The organism is Arthrobacter sp. LjRoot14, assembly GCF_964253905.1.
GTDB lineage: Bacteria > Actinomycetota > Actinomycetes > Actinomycetales > Micrococcaceae > Arthrobacter.
In genome coordinates this window covers 2,040,368-2,058,671 of the sequence record NZ_CAXURL020000001.1, presented here as the reverse complement: position 1 = coordinate 2,058,671, position 18,304 = coordinate 2,040,368, and the positions used below count along the sequence as shown (strand labels likewise).

General features: G+C 62.5%; 17 protein-coding genes. 4 read left to right on the top strand and 13 right to left on the bottom strand.

What is annotated here, in order from left to right; genetic code table 11:
• The first annotated feature begins 16 nt into the window (after nt 1–16).
• Genes ACSQ12_RS09260 through ACSQ12_RS09245 form a run of 4 tightly spaced genes read left to right on the top strand, consistent with a single transcriptional unit; the run spans nt 17 to nt 4,417 of the window.
• Nucleotides 17–970: an ABC transporter permease gene (locus ACSQ12_RS09260; RefSeq protein WP_436065150.1), complete on the top strand. Its 954-nt coding sequence runs from the start codon at nt 17–19 to the stop codon at nt 968–970.
• A complete protein-coding gene (locus tag ACSQ12_RS09255) occupies nt 967–1,848 on the top strand; it encodes an ABC transporter permease (RefSeq protein ID WP_436065149.1) in 882 nt (293 codons plus the stop codon). Before ACSQ12_RS09260 ends, ACSQ12_RS09255 begins: the two co-directional genes overlap by 4 nt.
• A complete protein-coding gene (locus ACSQ12_RS09250) occupies nt 1,845–2,681 on the top strand; it encodes a sugar phosphate isomerase/epimerase family protein (RefSeq protein WP_436065148.1) in 837 nt (278 codons plus the stop codon). The genes ACSQ12_RS09255 and ACSQ12_RS09250 overlap by 4 nt, the downstream gene beginning before the upstream one ends.
• Entirely contained in the window at nt 2,678–4,417 is a 1,740-nt protein-coding gene (locus ACSQ12_RS09245) for an ABC transporter ATP-binding protein (protein WP_436065147.1), read from the top strand. Before ACSQ12_RS09250 ends, ACSQ12_RS09245 begins: the two co-directional genes overlap by 4 nt.
• A gap of 24 nt (nt 4,418–4,441) precedes the next feature.
• Here the strand turns inward: ACSQ12_RS09245 and ACSQ12_RS09240 are convergent, their stop codons facing one another.
• From ACSQ12_RS09240 to ACSQ12_RS09180, 13 genes are all read right to left on the bottom strand, one after another.
• A complete protein-coding gene (locus tag ACSQ12_RS09240; protein WP_436065146.1) occupies nt 4,442–5,560 on the bottom strand; it encodes a LacI family DNA-binding transcriptional regulator in 1,119 nt (372 codons plus the stop codon).
• A 430-nt stretch (nt 5,561–5,990) separates the two neighbouring features.
• The gene (locus tag ACSQ12_RS09235) at nt 5,991–6,992 is read right to left on the bottom strand and encodes a sugar phosphate isomerase/epimerase family protein (RefSeq protein WP_436065145.1); all 1,002 of its coding nucleotides are present in this window, start codon (nt 6,990–6,992) and stop codon (nt 5,991–5,993) included.
• Between the two features lies 1 nt (nt 6,993).
• The gene (locus tag ACSQ12_RS09230) at nt 6,994–8,190 is read right to left on the bottom strand and encodes a Gfo/Idh/MocA family protein (RefSeq protein WP_436065144.1); all 1,197 of its coding nucleotides are present in this window, start codon (nt 8,188–8,190) and stop codon (nt 6,994–6,996) included.
• Nucleotides 8,191–8,200: 10 nt separating this feature from the next.
• A complete protein-coding gene (locus ACSQ12_RS09225) occupies nt 8,201–9,316 on the bottom strand; it encodes a Gfo/Idh/MocA family protein (RefSeq protein ID WP_436065143.1) in 1,116 nt (371 codons plus the stop codon).
• Nucleotides 9,313–10,062, bottom strand: coding sequence for a sugar phosphate isomerase/epimerase family protein (locus ACSQ12_RS09220; protein WP_436065142.1), 750 nt, complete (start codon nt 10,060–10,062; stop codon nt 9,313–9,315). Before ACSQ12_RS09220 ends, ACSQ12_RS09225 begins: the two co-directional genes overlap by 4 nt.
• Before the next feature lie 138 nt (nt 10,063–10,200).
• Complete coding sequence (locus ACSQ12_RS09215; RefSeq protein WP_436065141.1) at nt 10,201–10,965, bottom strand: RraA family protein; 765 nt, start codon at nt 10,963–10,965, stop codon at nt 10,201–10,203.
• Between the two features lie 63 nt (nt 10,966–11,028).
• Nucleotides 11,029–11,901, bottom strand: coding sequence for an amidohydrolase family protein (locus ACSQ12_RS09210; RefSeq protein ID WP_436065140.1), 873 nt, complete (start codon nt 11,899–11,901; stop codon nt 11,029–11,031).
• 1 nt (nt 11,902) lies between these two features.
• A complete protein-coding gene (locus tag ACSQ12_RS09205) occupies nt 11,903–12,667 on the bottom strand; it encodes an enoyl-CoA hydratase (RefSeq protein ID WP_436065139.1) in 765 nt (254 codons plus the stop codon).
• A gap of 68 nt (nt 12,668–12,735) precedes the next feature.
• The gene (locus ACSQ12_RS09200; RefSeq protein ID WP_436065138.1) at nt 12,736–13,962 is read right to left on the bottom strand and encodes a CaiB/BaiF CoA transferase family protein; all 1,227 of its coding nucleotides are present in this window, start codon (nt 13,960–13,962) and stop codon (nt 12,736–12,738) included.
• A gap of 52 nt (nt 13,963–14,014) precedes the next feature.
• The gene (locus ACSQ12_RS09195) at nt 14,015–15,352 is read right to left on the bottom strand and encodes an ABC transporter substrate-binding protein (protein ID WP_436065137.1); all 1,338 of its coding nucleotides are present in this window, start codon (nt 15,350–15,352) and stop codon (nt 14,015–14,017) included.
• A 16-nt stretch (nt 15,353–15,368) separates the two neighbouring features.
• Nucleotides 15,369–16,268: a carbohydrate ABC transporter permease gene (locus ACSQ12_RS09190; protein ID WP_436065136.1), complete on the bottom strand. Its 900-nt coding sequence runs from the start codon at nt 16,266–16,268 to the stop codon at nt 15,369–15,371.
• Nucleotides 16,265–17,260 (bottom strand): carbohydrate ABC transporter permease, encoded by a 996-nt coding sequence (locus tag ACSQ12_RS09185; protein WP_436065135.1) that lies wholly within the window; start codon nt 17,258–17,260, stop codon nt 16,265–16,267. Before ACSQ12_RS09185 ends, ACSQ12_RS09190 begins: the two co-directional genes overlap by 4 nt.
• Nucleotides 17,253–18,146, bottom strand: coding sequence for an NAD(P)-dependent oxidoreductase (locus ACSQ12_RS09180; RefSeq protein ID WP_436065134.1), 894 nt, complete (start codon nt 18,144–18,146; stop codon nt 17,253–17,255). Before ACSQ12_RS09180 ends, ACSQ12_RS09185 begins: the two co-directional genes overlap by 8 nt.
• Nucleotides 18,147–18,304 lie beyond the last annotated feature (158 nt).

Here is an 18,304-nt window from a genome sequence, read left to right as displayed (position 1 = left end):
CAGTCGGAGGCACCCCTTGCTGAGATTCGTGTTGAAACGATGTTTTCTAGGCCTGTTCCTGGCCTTCGTCGTCCTCACCTTGATCTTCCTTTCGCTTCACATGGTCCCTGGTGACCCTGCGGAGATTATTCTGACCGGCGAAGGAGGGGGTGCCGCCAGCCCGGAGGCTCTGGCGAAAGTCCGCTCAGAGCTCGGCCTCGACCAGAGCCTCTGGGCCCAGTACGTGCAGTACCTCTCAGGCATCCTGAGCGGCGATCTCGGATCGTCCTTCCGCGACAACAGCCCTGTGACAGCAGCAGTCGCGGAACGGTTGCCGCGCACCCTGGAGCTCGTCGCGGTGGCCGTACTACTGGCTCTCGCCATCGGTATTCCACTCGGCAGCCTTGCCGCCAGGCGCGGTGGCGTCATCGACGCCGCCATCAACTTGGTTACCAGCACAGGCATATCGGTCCCCGTGTACGTCATCGGTACGGTCCTAGTCCTCGCTTTCTCGCTCAAGCTAGGATGGTTTCCCGCCGGGGGCTATCGGGCTCCCGACGCCGACCTCGCCGGTCACATTCAACGGGTCCTGCTTCCCGCTGTGGCCTTGTCTTTCGGGATCATTTCAGTGGTCTCGAGGATGACCCGATCGGCCGTCCTGGAAGTCATCGGGCTGGATTATGTCCGCACAGCTAAAGCCATCGGCCTTAGCCGCCCCACCGTGTTCAGGAAACACGTCCTGCGGGGTTCGCTGAATCCCGTGGTCACAGTTGTCGGCCTTCAAGTGGGAACCCTGCTCGGCTCAACCGTCCTGGTAGAGCGAATCTTCAACTGGCCCGGGCTTAGCGGGCTACTTGTCGAGGCAGTCCTGCAGCGGGACTACCCAGTCGTGCAAGGGATCGTCATCGTCATCTCGGTGATATTCATCCTTATCAACATCATCGTCGACATCTCGTACGGCATGCTCGACCCGAGAGTGAGAACATCATGACCGCATTCCTTAAGCGGTTCCACGAGCACGCGACTCCCCTGCGCTACATCGCGCTGGCGGTCGTGGTCGCGGTTGTCGCCATTGCCCTGTTCGCACCCCTATTTGCGCCGCACGATCCTATCGCTCAGGATGTTGCGAACAAGCTGCGCCCGATCGGGACTCCCGGGCATCCCCTCGGAACCGACCAGTTCGGCCGAGACAGCCTCTCAAGGCTCATCTACGGGGCGCGGATAGAAATCGTCGTAGCACTCGGAGCGACGCTGTTTGCCTGTACCTTTGGCACCTTTCTTGGCCTCATGGGCGGCTACTTCGGTCGGCTCATCGAAACAGTCACCATGCGTCTGACCGACGTAATCCTGGCTTTCCCGCCCATCATCCTGGCACTTCTCATAGTGACAATTTACGGGTCCGGTGTCATGACACTGATCGTGGTCATGGGGCTGCTTTTCGCGCCGAACTTCGCGCGCATCACCTACGGACAGGTTGTAGGCGTCAAACACGCCGAATACGTCGAAGCGGCTAAAGCCATGGGAGCGCCAACGCACAGAATCCTCCTCCGGGTGGTTCTGCCCAACATCATGTCTCCCATAGCAGTGCAAATGTCCCTCACCCTTGCTTCCGCCATCCTGCTGGAATCCGGCCTGAGCTTTCTCGGTCTCGGCGTAGTACCGCCAACAGCTTCCTGGGGACTCATGGTGGCCGAGGGCCAGCGGTTCATGGCTTCCAATCCGGACCTGCTTCTGGCACCTGCCATCGCGGTAGTGGCCACCATCTTGTCCTTCAGTGTCCTCGGAGACGCCCTTCGAGACTGGCTGGACCCACGCAGCCGCAAGGCAGCACGCCCGAAAGCCGCCGCGCTGGCCGAGGTCCGCGCGTGAAATTCGGTGTCCACAGCTTCATGATCGTTGATGATATTGATAGGCAAACTATTGATGAGCTGGCCGCCACGGCTGCCTCGTGGGGCGCGGACGGCATAGAAGTCCATACGGACCTCGCCTCAACGCTTCCCACACAGGACCTGAAGAAGGCCGGGGCCCGGCACGGCGTGGAGTGGACGCTTGGTGTCGTGCTCACTGCCGAGAACAATCTGGTGAGTCCTGACCCCGCAGTTCGCCGAGCCGGAGTTGAGCACATCACCAGCGCCGTGCACGCAGCAGCTGATATTGGCGCGACCAAAATCGGGGGTGTTCTCTCGGCGGCGGGCAGGGTTTTCTCCGGACGGCCCGTAACCCCGGCCGAGCTCGAAAGGGCGGCGGAGGGGCTATCTGAAGTATCAGCCGTGGCCCAAGCCCTGGACGTCACAGTCAGCATCGAAGCGACCAGCCGTTACCTCGGCTATGTGCTCAATACTGCAGAGCAGGCACGTGCCCTTATCGACCGCGTCGGTTCTTCGCACATCAAAATTCAACTGGACACGTTCCACATGAACATTGAGGAAGCCTCTGTACCGCAAGGGATCCTGGATGCCGGTACGCGCCTGGGTTATGTGCAACTCGGCGAAAGCCACCGCGGGCTCCTGGGCAGCGGGCACATCCCATGGGTGGAAGTGATGGAATCGCTTCGAGCCGTGGACTTCGACGGTTGGCTGACCTTTGAAGCGTTCACGCCCGCCCATGCAAACATCGCAGCAAAATCCAACACCTGGCGCCACCTCTGCACGGAGAAGGCAATGGTCACCGAAGGCATCGACTACTTGCGAGGACTGACATGAGTAACAACACCAGCGAAGACCTGTCGATGGAGGCTGTCAGGCGTTGCCCGCCCCGGGAAGAGCGGCCCGTTCTGGCAATCCGGGAAGTATCGGTAGATTTCAAAATCGGCGGCGAACGTGTCCAGGCAATCAAGGATGTCTCCTTCGACGTCTACGCAGGAGAAATCCTTGCCGTCGTCGGGGAGTCCGGCTCCGGGAAAAGCGTCTCAAGCCTAGCCTCCCTGCGGCTGCTGCCTGACACAGCCAACGTCACCGGGTCCATCACGACTGCAGGGACGGACGTATTGTCGGCTACAGAAGCCGAAATGCAGGCCCTCCGCGGTGACGACGCCGCAATGATCTTCCAAGAGCCCATGACCGCGATGAACCCGGTCTACACGATCGGCCACCAAATCAGTGCAGCACTGCGGGCCCACCGTACAGTCAGCGCAAAAGAGGCACACCAACTCGCAGTCGACATGCTCGAGCGTGTCGGCATGCCCGAACCCGCCCGCCGCGCCAAGCAGTACCCTCATCAGCTCTCCGGGGGGCAACGACAAAGAGCCATGATTGCCATGGCCCTGATTTGTGATCCTAAAGTACTCATTGCCGATGAACCCACAACTGCCTTGGACGTCACTGTGCAGGCAGAAATACTCGACCTCATCAAAGACATCCAACAAAGAACCGGCATGGCCGTCGTATTCATCACCCACGACATGGGTGTCGTGGCCGACATCGCCGACCGAGTAATTGTCATGAAAAAGGGAAAGGTAGTTGAAGAGGCCTTCGTTAACGATCTCTTCGATGACCCACGCCACGCGTATACCCGCAAACTCCTGGCAGCAGTGCCACGCCTAAGCATCAGTGAAGGAGTCACGCCAGTCAGCGTGTCAGCTATCGCTGAACCCCAGCACGATGTCGTCCTAAGCGCGAAGGATCTCGTTGTGGAATATCCGGGCCGACTAGGCCGGCGGGGCTTTAGAGCGGTTCAAAACGTCAGCTTCGAAGTGCACCGCGGAGAAATCCTGGGTCTCGTGGGGGAATCAGGGTCAGGAAAATCTACCGTAGGCCGATGCGCGGTGGGCCTGCTCAAAGCCACCGAAGGCGAACTCAGCGTCTGCGGGCATGACATTTCCCAGCTTTCCAGCCGAAGCATTCGACCGCTTCGGAAACGCTTCGGCATCGTCTTCCAAGACCCCGCCTCGTCTCTGAATCCCCGAGCCAGCATCGGCGACAGCATCGCCGAACCGCTCCGCCTTCACGGCGATCTGACTTCGGGCAAGGAGGTTCGGAAGCGTGTTGGTGAACTCCTTGACAGCGTCGAACTGCCCGCTGCATGGTACGAAAGGTTCCCGCATGAACTCTCCGGAGGTCAGCGTCAGCGCATAGGAATTGCAAGAGCGATTTCGCTGGAACCCGAACTGCTGGTCGCTGATGAGCCCACGTCCGCTTTGGACGTCTCAGTGCAGGCCAAGGTTCTGGAGATCCTCCTCGAACTTCAGGGGAGAATGGGCTTCTCCTGCCTATTCATCAGCCACGACCTCGCTGTCGTTGAGAGTCTTGCTTCCAAGGTCGCCGTCATGAGGAACGGAACGATTGTCGAGTCTGGTTCAATCAGTCAGGTGCTGAAACAGCCTCAGCAGGCATATACCCGAGGGTTGATCGCCGCCGCACCTATTCCTGATCCACGGGAGCAGCGACGCAGGACAATAGAACGCAGGGCCATGTCAGCAAACGAGGTCTCTCGCGCCTGACGGACACACCAGGCAACAGGCCGGTCAGCGCGGGCGCGGCCGGCCTGTTGAATCTCGTACGATCAATCGGCCACTCAATGTCCGATTCCGCCGGGTACCCCCAGGATCAGCAATTGCCCCGATGGCCTCTTCCGCTGATGCCATCCCCAACTGGTAATTGGGCTGTTCAACCACGGTGAGGCGTGGACGAACGAGGGTCGCCCAGTCCTGATCATCGAAACCGATGAGGGAGATGCTGCCCGGACACGATATCTCCAGATCCTGCAACGCGGCGAAAGAACCCGCGCTGAGCTCACTATCGGTGCAATAGATTGCCGTAATCTCGGGATGCTCGTTCAGCAAGCGCTCAGTGGCCGCCCGAGCGGCACTCTTTGAGTACGCGCTGTGAGCTACATACTCGTCTCGAAACCGTATACCGGCCCCCCGCAAAGCATTTCGGTATCCGACGAGGCGCGCCGCGCTGGGGCGCAGCGAGAGGGCATCTCCCGAGTCCACTGCTTCCTGCCAACCGGAAGGCATTACTGCCTCGGTCACGATTCCAATTTGCCGGTGCCCGAGGTCCAAAAGATGGTTCACCGCCATGCTCGAAGCCCCTATGTGATCAACAGAAACGTACGATGCCGTCTTTACCTGTGGTGCTGGCCTGTCAAGCAACGCAACAGCAATGCCCTGCTCGGCGAGCTTCTCTAAGTGAGCGGTGTCCTCGGTAGATACGGGAGCAACAATGATTGCGTCCACACGTTTTGCTGCCAGCAGGTCAACTGCTCTTCTCTCCAAACCGAGATCACCATCCGTGCTGCTAAGCAATAACTCATATCCTGCTTCACGGGCGGCCGTGGAAATGCCTCGTAGTGCATTAGCAAAGAAGTGGCTGCTGATATCAGGAATCACAACGCCAACAGTGTTGGTCTGTCCGGTTATCATGCTCCTGGCAAGGCTATTAGGCTGATAGCCGAGTTCCCTCGCAGCCTCTTCGACCCTTTGCCGGGCCTTCCCGCTCACTGACCCATAACCAGCTAAAGCCCTTGCTGCAGTGGACTTGGAAACCCCGGCCCGGAGGGCGACATCGATAATCGTAGCTGCATGAAGAGGCGATCGGGACACGGACAACCCTTCAAAGTGACAAATTGGGAACGCTACCATCTTCTCACGACGGCGGCCAGCAGCGTCATCTATTTAGGGCGCTATTTATAGGGCTTCCTGAGCGCAGGCTCCTTCACTTCCACTCCCGCGGGTGCTTTTCCAACTGGACGTGAACGTCGATGGTGGACGTTTCGTCAACCCACCGAGGCATGCCTATTTACAAGGTCGGGAGAAGGCAAACGGAAGGCAGTCATTCCAAAGTCTGGAATCAGGGGCCTGATCCTGGCATCGTCGGGCGATTTCCCACCACCCGGCGGAACCGTACTGCTGCCATAACCGACGCACAGAATGGTTCCGTTCTCCCTCACGGCATCCAAGGGTCACCGTCAATGGACCTCTTCCTTAAGGACGGGCCAGGCCCCTATACCTTGGCCCAAGGCGGACACCATCTCGCGTCTGGGCCACTTGTGTGCAGGTCACATGCGTGGTCCTAATCGTCAGACAGGAACGCGGCGTCGAAGCTGGTTTGGGACGCGGGGAAGTCGAACTTTTCCAGGGCGGCGAGGGCTTCGGGGGCGCCGTGGAGGCGGTCCATGCCGGCGTCTTCCCATTCGACCGAGATGGGGCCGTTGTAGCCGATGGCGGTCAGGGCGCGGAAGGACGATTCCCAAGGGACATCGCCGCGTCCTGCGGAGACGAAGTCCCAGCCGCGGCGCGGGTCGCCCCAGGGCAGGTGGGAGCCCATGACGGTGTTCCGGCCGGTGGGGCGGAGCTTGGTGTCCTTGCAGTCCACGTGGTAGATCCGGTCCTTGAAGTCCCAGATGAAGGAGACGGGGTCGATGCCCTGCCACATGAAGTGGGACGGGTCCCAGTTCAGCCCGAACGCGGGACGGTGGCCGATCGCTTCGAGGGTGCGGACGGTGGTCCAGTAGTCGTAGGCGATTTCGGAGGGGTGGACTTCGTGGGCGAAGCGGACTCCTTGTTCGTCGAAGACGTCCAGGATGGGGTTCCAGCGGTCCGCGAAGTCCTGGTACCCGGCCTGAATGACCTTTTCGGGGACGGGCGGGAACATCGCGACGTACTGCCAGATGGAGGAGCCGGTGAATCCGACGACGGTGTCCACACCGAGGGCTTTGGCGAGCCGGGCGGTGTGTTTCATTTCTTCGGCGGCGCGTTGGCGGACGCCTTCGGGGTCGCCGTCGCCCCAGACCTTGGATCCGACGATCGCTTCGTGGCGGAAGTCGATGGGGTCATCGCAGACGGCCTGGCCCTTGAGGTGGTTGGAGATGGCCCAGACCTTCAGGTTGTACTTCTGAAGGACGGCGAGCTTGGACTCGACGTAGCCGGGTTCGTCCCAGCGCCAGGCGTCGAGGTGGTCCCCGGAGACGGCGATTTCGAGGCCGTCGTAGCCCCAGCCGGAGGCCAGCTTCGCGACTTCCTCGAAGGGGAGGTCGGCCCACTGGCCGGTGAACAGGGTGTACGGGCGGGGCATGTCAGGCTCCTTCAATGGCGGGGACGGGGGAAGTGGCGAGCTGGATGATGGAGGACTTGGCGTTGGCGGATTCTTCGATGGCGGCCAGCACGCGCTGGACGGCCAGTCCGTCCTCGAACGACGGCGACGGCGGGGTGCCGCCGTCGATTGCGGCCAGGAAGTCCCGGATCTCGTGCGTGAAGGTGTGTTCCCAGCCGATCACGTGGCCTTGCGGCCACCAGGCGGCCATGTACGGGTGCTCGGGTTCATTGACCAGGATGCGCCGGAACCCCTGCTCCCGGACGGGAACGGTGGCGTCGAGGAAGCCTAGTTCGTTGATGGCTTCAAGGTCGAAAAGCAGGGAGCCCTTGTCCCCGTAGATCTCCAGTTTGAGCGAGTTCTTTTGCCCGGTGGCCATGCGGGAGACCTCCACCGAGGCGATGGTCCCGGTGTCCAGGGTCAGCGTGGCCCAGGCGGCGTCGTCGACCGTTACCTCTTCCGGCCCGTCCGCTCCGGGGCGGTGGGAGACGAAGGTGTGCAGCCGGCCGGACACCTCGGTGACCGTGCCGCCGAGCAGGAACATGACCTGGTCGATCGCGTGGGAGGCGATGTCGCCCAGCGCCCCGGACCCGGCGGTTTCCTTGTTCAGCCGCCACGTCATGGGGGAGTCGGCGTCCACCAGCCAGTCCTGCAGGTAGGCGGCGCGGACGTGCCGGACCGTCCCGAGCCGGCCTTCGGTGATGAGTTCCTTCGCGAGGGCCAGGGCCGGGACCCGCCGGTAGTTGAAACCGATCATCGACTGCACGCCGCGATCCCGGGCGGACCGGGCAGCGTCCGCCATGGTTTCGGCTTCGGCCAGGGTGTTGGCCAGCGGCTTCTCGACCAGGACATGTTTGCCGGCCTCGAGTGCCGCGATGGCAATCTCGGCATGCATCCAGCCCGGCGCGCAGATATCCACGACGTGGATGTCGTCCCGGTCAAGGACCGAACGCCAGTCCGTCGCCGACTCGGCCCAGCCGTACTTCTGCGCGGCCGCCGCGACCTGCCCGGCGTCCCGGCCCACGAGCACTTTTTGCTCGAAAGCCGGGACGTCGAAGTACGAGGCCACGTTGCGCCAGGCGTTCGAGTGGGCCTTGCCCATGAACGCGTAGCCGATCATCGCGACACCCAGCGGCGGGTTGTCCGGGTTGGTGCCGTCCGTGCTTTCGGGGGAGTCCATTGCGTGATTCCTAGAGAGTGGAAGCGGTGGGGTTCCAGTCCTCGGGGAGGGCCGGGGACGCGGGCGCGGAGCTTTCGACGTTGACAAACGTGCCGGATTCCACGGATTCGGAAATCGAGACCATGGTGTCCAGCACGTGGTAGGCGAGGTTGCCGGTGGCGCGGTGCGGAACCCCGGCCCGGATGGACCGGGCCATGTCCAGCACACCCATGCCGCGGCCGTTGGACGGGCCGGTGGCGGGAATGACGGTCCACTCTTCATCCCCGGCGCGCCAGAGCCGCACGTCGCCGTCGAAATAGTTGGGGTCCGGGAGGGAGATGGTGGCTTCCGTGCCGGTGATCTCCACGAAGCCCATCCGCTGCCGCGGCGACTCGAAGGAGAAGACGCTGTGCGAGGACTGGCCGCCCTCGAACTGGGCCATCGCGGACACATGGGTGGGGACCTCGACCGTGAATTCCTCGCCCAGTTTGGGGCCGGAACCGATGACCCGGACTTCCTTGGACTTGGAACCGATCGCCGCCACCTTGCGGACGGACCCGAAGGTCTGGACCAGAGCGGTGAGGTAATACGGGCCCATGTCGAACAGGGGACCGGCGCCGTACTGGAAGAGGAACGCCGGGTTCGGGTGCCAGGACTCCGGGCCGGGGGTCTGGAATGTGGTCATGGCGGTCAGCGGGGTGCCGATGTCGCCGCGTTCGATGATCCGCCGGGCGGTCTGCAGCCCCGCGCCGAGGAACGTGTCCGGGGCGCAGCCGAGCCGCAGCCCCGCGGCGTCGGCGGCCTTGAGCAGCCCCAGCCCGGATTCGCGGTCCAGCGAGAACGGCTTCTCGGTCCAGACGTGCTTGCCGGCGTTGACGGCCGCGGTGGCTACCTCCACGTGCGCGGCCGGGATGGTCAGGTTGACGATGATTTCGACGTCGGGATGGTTCAGGGCCGCGTCCACCCCGCCGGACTCGGCGATTCCGTATTCCTTTGCCCGGGCGGCCGCGGCGTCCTCGAACAGGTCGGCGATGACGTGGACCTTCAGGTCCGGGAACACCGTCAGGTTGTCCAGGTACTGCTTGCTGATGTTGCCGGCGCCGATGACGGCGACGCCCACCGGGCCTCTCTTCGTGGAGGTGCTCATGCCCGCGCTCCTTCGCTTGCCTCGGTGTTCAGGAACGCCAGGCTCTGGGCGATGCCGTCGAAGATGTCTCCGGAGTAGTCGTCAAACTCCACCACGCCCACTTCCAGGGACTCGGCGGCGCCGATGACATCCCAGACCGCGATCTTGCCCTGGCCGGCGGGCTGCTGCGCCTTGGTGTCGGTGTTGAGCGGGCCGTCCTTGATGTGGATGAACTTCACCCGATCCCCGAGTTTTGTCAGGATGTCCACGGGGTCCTGGCCGCCGACGGCAACCCAGTAGGTGTCCACTTCCAGGACCAGTTCGGGGTCGAGGAGGTCGGCGAAGTATTCGAGCGCCGTGCGGCCCTCGATGCTGGACTCCAGTTCCCAGGCGTGGTTGTGGTATCCGACGCGGATGCCGTATTCGGCGCCCTTCTTCGCTGCCGCGTTGAGTTTCGCAGCCGTGGCCTGGATGTCCTCGGCCTTCTGCCAATGCTCGGCCGGCAGGAACGGGTCGATGACGGTGCTGATGCCCAGTTCCTTGGCAGCGGCAAAGATCTCGTCCTGATCCTGGCTGAGCAGCGGTGCGTGGCCGGACGGCGCGGTGAGGCCGTTCTCCTTCAGCGCGGCGCCGAGCTCCTTGGCCGTGGCCACAAAGTTATAGGGCTCAACCTGGGTGAAGCCGATCTCAGCTACCTTCCGGATGGTGCCGGGCAGGTCTTCCTGGATGGCATCGCGCAGGGTGTAGAGCTGAAGTGAGTAAGACACGGGATTCCTTTTCATTGTTGCCTACGGACGATGCCGTAGGCGGTCCGGGACGCTTCTGCGATGGGAGTGCCCCGGCCTGTTTGACCGGGGCACTCCCATCACGAATTCGCTGATGTGTGTTCAGCGGGCACGCGCTTATTAGACGTTGGCGAAGTATGCTTCGATGGCGTCGATGTCCACGCTGCTGTCCGGGCGGTAGCCCAGGTTGGCGTAGTGCTTCTTGCGTGCGGCCATATCGGCGAGCAGGATGGCACGGGCGTGCACGGCGACCTCCTGTGCGACGTGTGCCGGTACGACTACGACGCCGTCGTCATCGGCGCCGACGATGTCTCCGGGATTGACCTGCACGCCGCCGCAGGCAATGGTGGTCTGCGTCTCGATCGCCTGGATACGGCCCGGGATGATGGTGCGCCCGCGGTGGCGGGCGACTACGGGGCTGCGCTGGGCTGCGACCTCGGCAGTGTCGCGGCAGTAGCCGTCAGTGATGATGCCGACAGCGCCGCCGAGGACGGTTGCCATTGCGTTTTCCGAGCCCCAGAATCCGACTTCGGGCCCGCCGCCGGCGTCCATAACCACAACGTGGCCTGGCTTGAGGTCTTCAGGGAGTCGGGCATGGGAGGTTTCAGCGAACCAACGGCCGTGGGCAGCGACGATGTCTTCGGTGGTGTCCAGCTTCCACATGGGCTTATTCGACGGGACGCAGCGGATGGTCGCCGCTTCTCCCCAGAAGTTCATGCCTAGCCAGAGAGGGCGGACTTCGGGGTCCATCAGGCCGATGTTGAAGTACCCGATGCCGTCCAGGGCGTCGACGACGTCGCAGACCCTCAAGTGCTGGTAGAGGCTGCCGAGGTTTTTCGGATCGGCCTGGGCGTAGGAGAAAGGCGTGTGAGCGGTCGTGGTCATTGGGAAATGCTCCTTGTTTTCTATTTTTGTGGTTGTGCTGGTCTTTGGGTGGAGAACTTGGGTCTAGCCGGTCGTGGGCGCGGCGGTGGCGGGAACCGGTAGCGAGTACCATTTTTCGGCTGTGCCGCCCTTGAGGAGGGCCTGGTCCGCTTCATCGGGAAAGACTTCCCGGATAGTGGACGAGAGGTCCTGCCACGCTCGTTGGTAGTCGGCTTTGAGTAGGATGACGGGCCAGTTGCTTGCCATCATCAGGCGGGACGGACCGAAGTGTTCGGCCACCCATTTGACGTATGGGACCAAGTCCTCGCGCTGCCAGGATTTCCACGTGGTGAGGACGTCAATGCCGACTGAGACTTTCACGGCGACGCTGGGACATGCTGCGAGCTCTTTGAGGTGATTGGCCCAGGGCTGCCATCCTCCTGTGTCCAGCGGGGGGCGGCCAAGGTGGTCTACAACTATCCGCAGCTCGGGCACAGCAGCGGCGAGCTTGAGGACGGAGCTGATCTGTTCAGTGGTCACGGGGACGACGTCCCAGGCCAGGCCCCGTCGCGCGATCTCCCGGAAGAGCTCAACGGATTCCGGGCGTGCCAGCCAGGCCAGGGGGTCCTGGGCGATGAGTGTCCGAACACCGCAGACCTTGAGCGGATTCATTCGGTCCAGCTCGGCGAGGGCGGCGTTGGGATCGGCGAGGGGCAGCCAGGCCACGACCCCGGCGACGAGGTCGCTTTTGGCGTATTCGGCCAACCGGTCATTCTCAGCGGGTTCGTCCACCGACTGCATGAGAACTGTGGCGTCGATGTTCGCCGTTTTCAGCTCTGTTTCCAGGTCTTCAGGGCCGAAGTCTGCTTCGAGGGCGACGTGGGCATCGGTACGCCACGGCTGCTCCTGGGCGGCAGTTCGCCAGAAATGGTGGTGCGCATCTATGGTGCGGCTCATCTTATTGTCCTTTCCAGACAGGATGTCGGTGTTCGAGGAAAGCCGTGACGCCTTCGCGGAAGTCTTCGCTGCCGTAGCAGAGGCCGAGCAGGTCATCCGAATCGGGAATCGCCCCGGATTTCTCCAGGCGGCGGCTGATTTCCTTCACTGAGGCGAGCGTCAGCGGAGCTGACGTTGTGATTCGTTTAAGCATTTTGGAGAGTCCATCGGTGATATCCCCCGGCGCGAGCACCTGGGACACGAACCCTGCGGCATAGGCCTCCTCGGCCGTCAGCATGGTGGCCGTGAGCAGCATTTTCATGGTCCGGTTCACACCGAGCCGGCCCTGCAGCTTGGCGATCACCGGCGCTGGCAGGCAGTTCCCCAAGGTGCGCGCGATCGGCGCACCGAACACCGCTCCGGGGGTGGCCAAGACGATGTCGCACACCGCGGCGACTGCCAGCCCGGCTCCCACGGCCGGGCCGTCCACGACGGCGATGGTGGGGACCTTGATGCCGGAGAGGGCGTCAAGAATGCCCCCCACCCTGTGCTCATAGGCGATGCCCTGGCAGCCGTCCCGGAAGTCAACGAACTGGTTGATGTCGGTTCCAGCAGCGAACGCAGCCCCGCCCGCACCGCGGAACACCACGGCGCGCACCTCGGAATGAAGGTTGACGTACTCGGGCAGCAGCGCCAGTTCGTCGTACATCGACCAGGTGAAGGCATTCAGGCGGCCCGGGTTGGACAGTTCAACCCACGCAACGCGGTCGGAGACCGAAAACGTCACTCTGCCTTTGCCTGTACCCGCCTCATTGCCCGTGGCGGCACCCGCAGGCCCGGGCGTGCCCCCGGTCTTCACGAGCCGGCACTCCGGGAAGCCGGCACCCGGATTTCGGCGAGGATCTCCTCGGTATCGGCTCCCAGAAGTGGCGGTGCCTTCCGAATGGTGGGCGGCGTGCCCTGCAGCCGGATGGGTGAGGCCAGGACGGGCAGTCGGCCCTCTACCGGGTGGTCGAAGGAGGCGACCATGCCGCGGGCCTTGACGTGGGGATCCTCGTCCAGCACTTGGGCATAGTTCCGGATGGGACCGGCCGGAACACCGGCCGCCAGGAGCAATTCCACCCAGTCGTCTGTGCTCCTTTGGGCGAAGTACGGCTCCAGGACCGCAACCAGCTCGGTCCGGTGTTTCATCCGCAGGTTGTTGTTGAGGAACCGCTCATCGTGGACCAGGTGCACGGCATCCATCGCCTGACACAGGTTCCGCCAGAGCTTCTCGTTGTTCGCCCCGATGGTGACGTACCCGTCCTTGGTGGCAATCGCCTGGTACGGGGCGGACATCCGGTTGGCCGATCCCAGCGCCACCGGCGCTTCTCCGGTGGCCCAGTACTCGGTCGACTCCCAGACTGAGAGCGCAACCGCGGTCTCGAACAGTGAGGTTTCCAGGTACTGCCCGGGCCCGTCCTGACCACGGGCAATGACGGCTCCCAAGATGCCGATGGTGCAGAACAGCCCGGCTCCCAGGTCTGCTACGGGCAGTCCGCACTTGACCGGCGCGCCGCCCGGTTCCCCGGTAATGCTCATCACTCCGGTCATGGCCTGGGCGATCAGGTCATAGCCGGGGTAGTTGGCGTACGGGCCGGTCTGACCGAATCCGGAGATGCTGGCATAGATAATCCGCGGGTTCACGGCGTTGAGGGTGTCGTAATCGACCGCGAGCCGCTTGGCGACGCCGGGGCGGAAGTTTTCCACCACGACGTCAGCGGTGGCGGCCAGGGCGTAGAAGTCCTGGAGGTCCTCGGCCTTCTTCAGGTCCAGGCACACGCTGCGCTTGTTCCGGTTCAGAGACAGGAATGCCCGTGAATCCTCGCCTTTGACCGCGTATCCCCACGATTTTCGAGTCTGGTCCCCGGAGCCGGGCTGCTCGATCTTTATCACGTCAGCTCCAAGGTCACCGAGCATCATGGTGCTGAAGGGCCCGGACATTACCTGGGTCAGATCGAGAACCCGGATTCCGTCGAGGGCACCCTTCGGACGGGCTGGGTTGCCCTGATTGGCGGGGCTGCTGCTTTCAGTCTGTGTCATTACAGTGCATTTCTGTCGTAGTCCAGGGGCCTTTGTCAGGTCCTGCCAGGGCCTACTGGCCCAGCTTGGCGTTGGCTTCCGCGAAGAACTTGTCCGCAGCAGCATCGATGCTCATCCGTTCGAAGGCCACCTCCTCATAGGCTCGTTTGAAGGAGTTCTCGAAGATGGACTGGTAGCCGGGAGGAAAGACGATGGTCGGCGGTTCGTTTGAGACGATTTCTTTGTAGAGTTCCAGCTCGTGCTTCTTCGTGCTGGAGATAGCCGGGTCGGCCAGTTGCGCGTCCAGGACCTTGGTGTTGGTGGCTGCGCCGTTATCCGAGCCGAAGAGCTTCCCTGCCTCAAGGTCGTTGGTGAAGAAGTTGATGAACGCTGCTGCGGTCGGGATATTGTCGCAGTTCGAGGACACCGCGAAACCCGATGGGTACAGTGCGTTGCCGGACCCGCTCGGGCCGGAGGGGTACGGCAGTGTGGTGAGCGTGTTGCCCGGGGCGGCGCCGCTGAGCGTCTTAGTGGCCGGTGTCAGGGCATTGCCGGGAAGCGTATCGGACATCACCTCTCCGTGGGCGAGGTAGCTTTGATCCGGGGCGGTGGGCTCTTCGGCTGCCTTCTGGGGGGAAACCACGACACCGGCCTTCCGCAGGTCGTCCCACATCGTCCAGTACTGGGCCAGGTCTTCTTTGGAGAAACCGAGCTTGCCTTCGTCGTTGAACAGCGTCTTGCCGTTCGCCTGGGTCCAGGCAATGAAGTAGTTGGGCCGGCCGCCACCGTTGTTGGCGGCATTCGTGCCCTCGGGCATTCCTGCCTGGGCCTTGGTCAGGTATTTGGTGAAGGTAGGCCAGTCATAGTTCTCCGGGAGTGTGCCGGCTCCGGCTTTTTCAGCGAGCGTGGTGTTGATGCCGACGGCGTCGTAGGCTGCGCCGTAGGGCAGGAAGTACAGTTTGCCGTCAGTGCCCCGGCCTGCATCCACTACGGACTTGGGGATGTCGCTAACGTCAATGGCGCCGGAGTCCACCATGGGATCCAAGGGGAGCAGGACGTTTCTCTTGGTGTAGTCATTGATCTGGCGGCCCTGCAGCTGGACCACGCAGGGAAGATTCTTACTGGCTGCCTGGACGTTGAGCTTGTCGAAGTACTTCGCGAAGTCGGCCGACTGACGGTCCACGGTGACCCCGGCGTTCTTGGCCACGAACATGTCAATTACTTTGTTGGTTTTCGCGTTGCGGGACTCCCCGCCCCACCAGGAGGCCTGGATGTCGCCTTTGATTTCCCCTTTGCCGTCGGCGCCTGCACCGCCGGCGCCGGTGGTCGCGGAGGTTCCACCGCCGCAGCCGGCGAGCAAGAGTGCGGCCACGGAGGCTCCTGCAAGGAATGTAGTGCGCTGGAATTTCATGGTGTTGCCTTTCGGTTTATTTGAGTCCGGTGGTTGCGACGCCTTCAAGGAGGAGCCGCTGGGAAACGATGAAGAAGCCCACGATCGGGGCCAGGGACAGCACAGACATGGCGAACAGTGCGCCGAAGGAGCTTTCGCCGGTGGCGTCCAGGAATGAGTTCAGTCCCAGCGGGACGGTCCAAAGATCCGTGCGGTTCAGGTAGAGCAGGGGACCCAGGAAGTCATTCCAGGTGTTGATGAAAGTGAACATGGCGGTGGTGCCGATCGCCGGCATCGCCAGCGGCAGGATGATCCGTGTGAAGATCCGAAAATGGCCGCAGCCGTCGATCCGGGCGGATTCGTCCAGCTCACGGGGCAGGGTCCGGATGAACTGGACCATGAGGAAGATGAAGAATGCGTCCACGCCGAACCAGTGGGGCACCACGAGCGGGAGGTAGGTGTTGATCCATTCCAACTTGTTGAACAGGATGTACTGCGGCACCAGGGTCACTTGGGATGGGAGCAGCATGGTGCCCAGGAGCAGTGCGAACAGGACCTTCTTACCGGGAAACTCCAGCCGGGCAAAGGCGTATGCCGTGACCGAACACGCCGCCAGGTTCCCGGCGATGGAGAGCGCGGTGACCAGGAAGGAGTTCAGGAAGTAGCCGGAGAAATTGAGTGCTCCGGCGCTCCACCCGCTGGCGTAGTTGTCCAAAGTGAACCGGGAGGCGAAGAGCCCGAGGCCGTTGAAAATCTCATTTTCCGGCTTGAATGACGCGGCAACCATCCAGATGACCGGGTAGAGCATGATCACCAGGAAGCAGATGATCAGGGTGTGGCGGATGAGCGCGCCGAGCACCGGGTTGGTGACCTTCTTCGCGGGAAAGATCTGCATCGGCTTCGGCCGGGCGGCGGTGTCGGTGGCGGTGGTGGTCATTTTTCATCTCCATAGTGGACCCAGAACTTAGCGGTCCAGAAAAAGAAGGCGGAAAAGGCTGCGAGGACGGCCAGGAGTACCCATGCCATGGCTGAGGCGTAGCCCATGTCGAGCTGACCGAAGCCGCGCTGGTACAGGTACAAGGTGTAGAAGAGAGTGGAGTCTGCCGGGCCGCCGGTTCCTCCGCTGACGACGTATGCCCCGGTGAAGGACTGGAAGGCGTGGATGGTGCCCATCAGCGTGTTGAAGAAGATCAGCGGGGTCATCAGCGGCAGGGTAACGCTGACGAACCGTCGCAGCGTGCCAGCGCCGTCCATGGTGGCGGCCTCGTGCAGTTCCTTCGGAATTTGGCGGAGCCCGGCCAGGAAGATGATCATCGTGGAGCCGAACACCCACAGGGTCAGGGTGATGATGGTTGTCAGCGCATCGTCCGGGTTGCCCACCCAGCTGCCGTGTTCGATTCCCAGCAGTGCCAGTGCCTGGTTCACCAGGCCGTCGGCGCCGAACACCAATCGCCAGAGTGCCGCGATGGCCACGCTGGCTCCCATGAGTGAGGGAAGGTAGAACAGGGCGCGGTAGCCGGTGAGAAACTTCATGTTCTTGTTCAGCAGCAGCGCCAGGAGCATCGAGACGATCAGCAGCAGTGGCACGGAGACGGCGACGTAGATTAGCGTCACGCTCACGGACTTCAAATAGCGGGGGTCGGCCGTGAACATCTGTGTGTAGTTCGCGAACCCTATCCAGCGGGGGTCGCTGAGGAGGTCGTAACTGGTGAAGGACAGGTATAGGGAGTAAAGCATGGGACCGAGCGTCAGCAGGACCATGCCCAGGATCCAGGGGGTGAGGAAGGCATAGGCGACCAGCGCCTCTCTGGTTTTGCTTTTCATGTTGCGCGGCGTGCGCATCGGCCGCGGCGCTTCGTCTGTGATGGTCCCCAGATCATCGGGACGGACCACATCCGAGAGCGTCTTGGCTACCGGGGCATCACTCATCAGTGGCACCTTTCGTCAGGTGCGTGAACGTGGCGTGGCGGGCGTGTTCTTCGACAAGGCCTGGCAGTAACTGGGTCAGCAGAGCCGCGAAGGGCACGCCTACTTCGGCTGACCGGGCGGCCATGACGGCCTCGGCAAGGTCTTTGCTCCACGGCCGGTCCGTCACGGGCGTGCCGGTCCGGTTGTACTCGGCGGCCACGTCATCGAAGAAGCCCCAGTTCCGGCCTACCCAGGTGTCCCCGGTGCTCGTGGAGAAAGCCTTGAGCGCATCCGTCTCGGCCACGCCGTAGGCTGCGGCGAGGCTGAGGGCCTCGTGCGCTCCGGCCAGCGCGGAAAACATCATGAGCTGATTGGCAAGCTTGGTTGCCGAACCTGCTCCTGGTTCTCCCAAATGGATCACGTCCGTTGCAACCTCGGAAAACAGCGACGCCATAGCGGCAAGTGCCTCCTTTGTGGCCCCCACCATGAGGGTCAGTTCCCCGCGCCGTGCACGGTGGGCTCCCCCGCTGACGGGAGCATCTAAAAACGCGACACCCGCCGCGCCGAACTGTTCTGCCAGTAACTGTGCAGTTGTCGGCAGGATGGTGCTGTGCACGACAAGACTTTGGTGCGGCTGCATATGGCCCAGCAAACCGGACGGGCCGAGCGCAATCTGGGTGACGGCGTCATCGTCGGGAACGGCTAGGCAAATGATGTCGTGATCCTTGATGTCAGACAGGTCAGACGCGACGGCTGCTCCCGCAGCGCGGACACGATCGAGACGGTTAGCGACGCGGTCCAGGACCGAGACCTCCCACCCGCGCTCCAGCAGGTTCAGAACCATGCTCTCGCCCAAATTACCGATGCCGACGAAGCCGATCCTCCGTTCATGGGATCGCTCTCTCACTGGCTAACCTCCTTGTTAGATGCCTGTTTCCGCGGCCGGGTATTTGCGGCGGTTTGAGGCGACAGGTTTGTGATCTTGCTAACGTTTTTCCCTGCTGATAATGTCTACATCATCTTGTAGACAAAATGCAAGAGACTTTCACAACGACGAGATCAGCC

Coding starts and splice junctions, on each gene's coding strand:
- ACSQ12_RS09255 (WP_436065149.1), top strand. CDS start 967: ATGACCGCATTCCTTAAGCGGTTCCACGAGCACGCGACTCCCCTGCGC.
- ACSQ12_RS09245 (WP_436065147.1), top strand. CDS start 2,678: ATGAGTAACAACACCAGCGAAGACCTGTCGATGGAGGCTGTCAGGCGT.
- ACSQ12_RS09240 (WP_436065146.1), bottom strand. CDS start 5,560: ATGGTAGCGTTCCCAATTTGTCACTTTGAAGGGTTGTCCGTGTCCCGA.
- ACSQ12_RS09235 (WP_436065145.1), bottom strand. CDS start 6,992: ATGCCCCGCCCGTACACCCTGTTCACCGGCCAGTGGGCCGACCTCCCC.
- ACSQ12_RS09230 (WP_436065144.1), bottom strand. CDS start 8,190: ATGGACTCCCCCGAAAGCACGGACGGCACCAACCCGGACAACCCGCCG.
- ACSQ12_RS09225 (WP_436065143.1), bottom strand. CDS start 9,316: ATGAGCACCTCCACGAAGAGAGGCCCGGTGGGCGTCGCCGTCATCGGC.
- ACSQ12_RS09215 (WP_436065141.1), bottom strand. CDS start 10,965: ATGACCACGACCGCTCACACGCCTTTCTCCTACGCCCAGGCCGATCCG.
- ACSQ12_RS09210 (WP_436065140.1), bottom strand. CDS start 11,901: ATGAGCCGCACCATAGATGCGCACCACCATTTCTGGCGAACTGCCGCC.
- ACSQ12_RS09200 (WP_436065138.1), bottom strand. CDS start 13,962: ATGACACAGACTGAAAGCAGCAGCCCCGCCAATCAGGGCAACCCAGCC.
- ACSQ12_RS09195 (WP_436065137.1), bottom strand. CDS start 15,352: ATGAAATTCCAGCGCACTACATTCCTTGCAGGAGCCTCCGTGGCCGCA.
- ACSQ12_RS09190 (WP_436065136.1), bottom strand. CDS start 16,268: ATGACCACCACCGCCACCGACACCGCCGCCCGGCCGAAGCCGATGCAG.
- ACSQ12_RS09185 (WP_436065135.1), bottom strand. CDS start 17,260: ATGAGTGATGCCCCGGTAGCCAAGACGCTCTCGGATGTGGTCCGTCCC.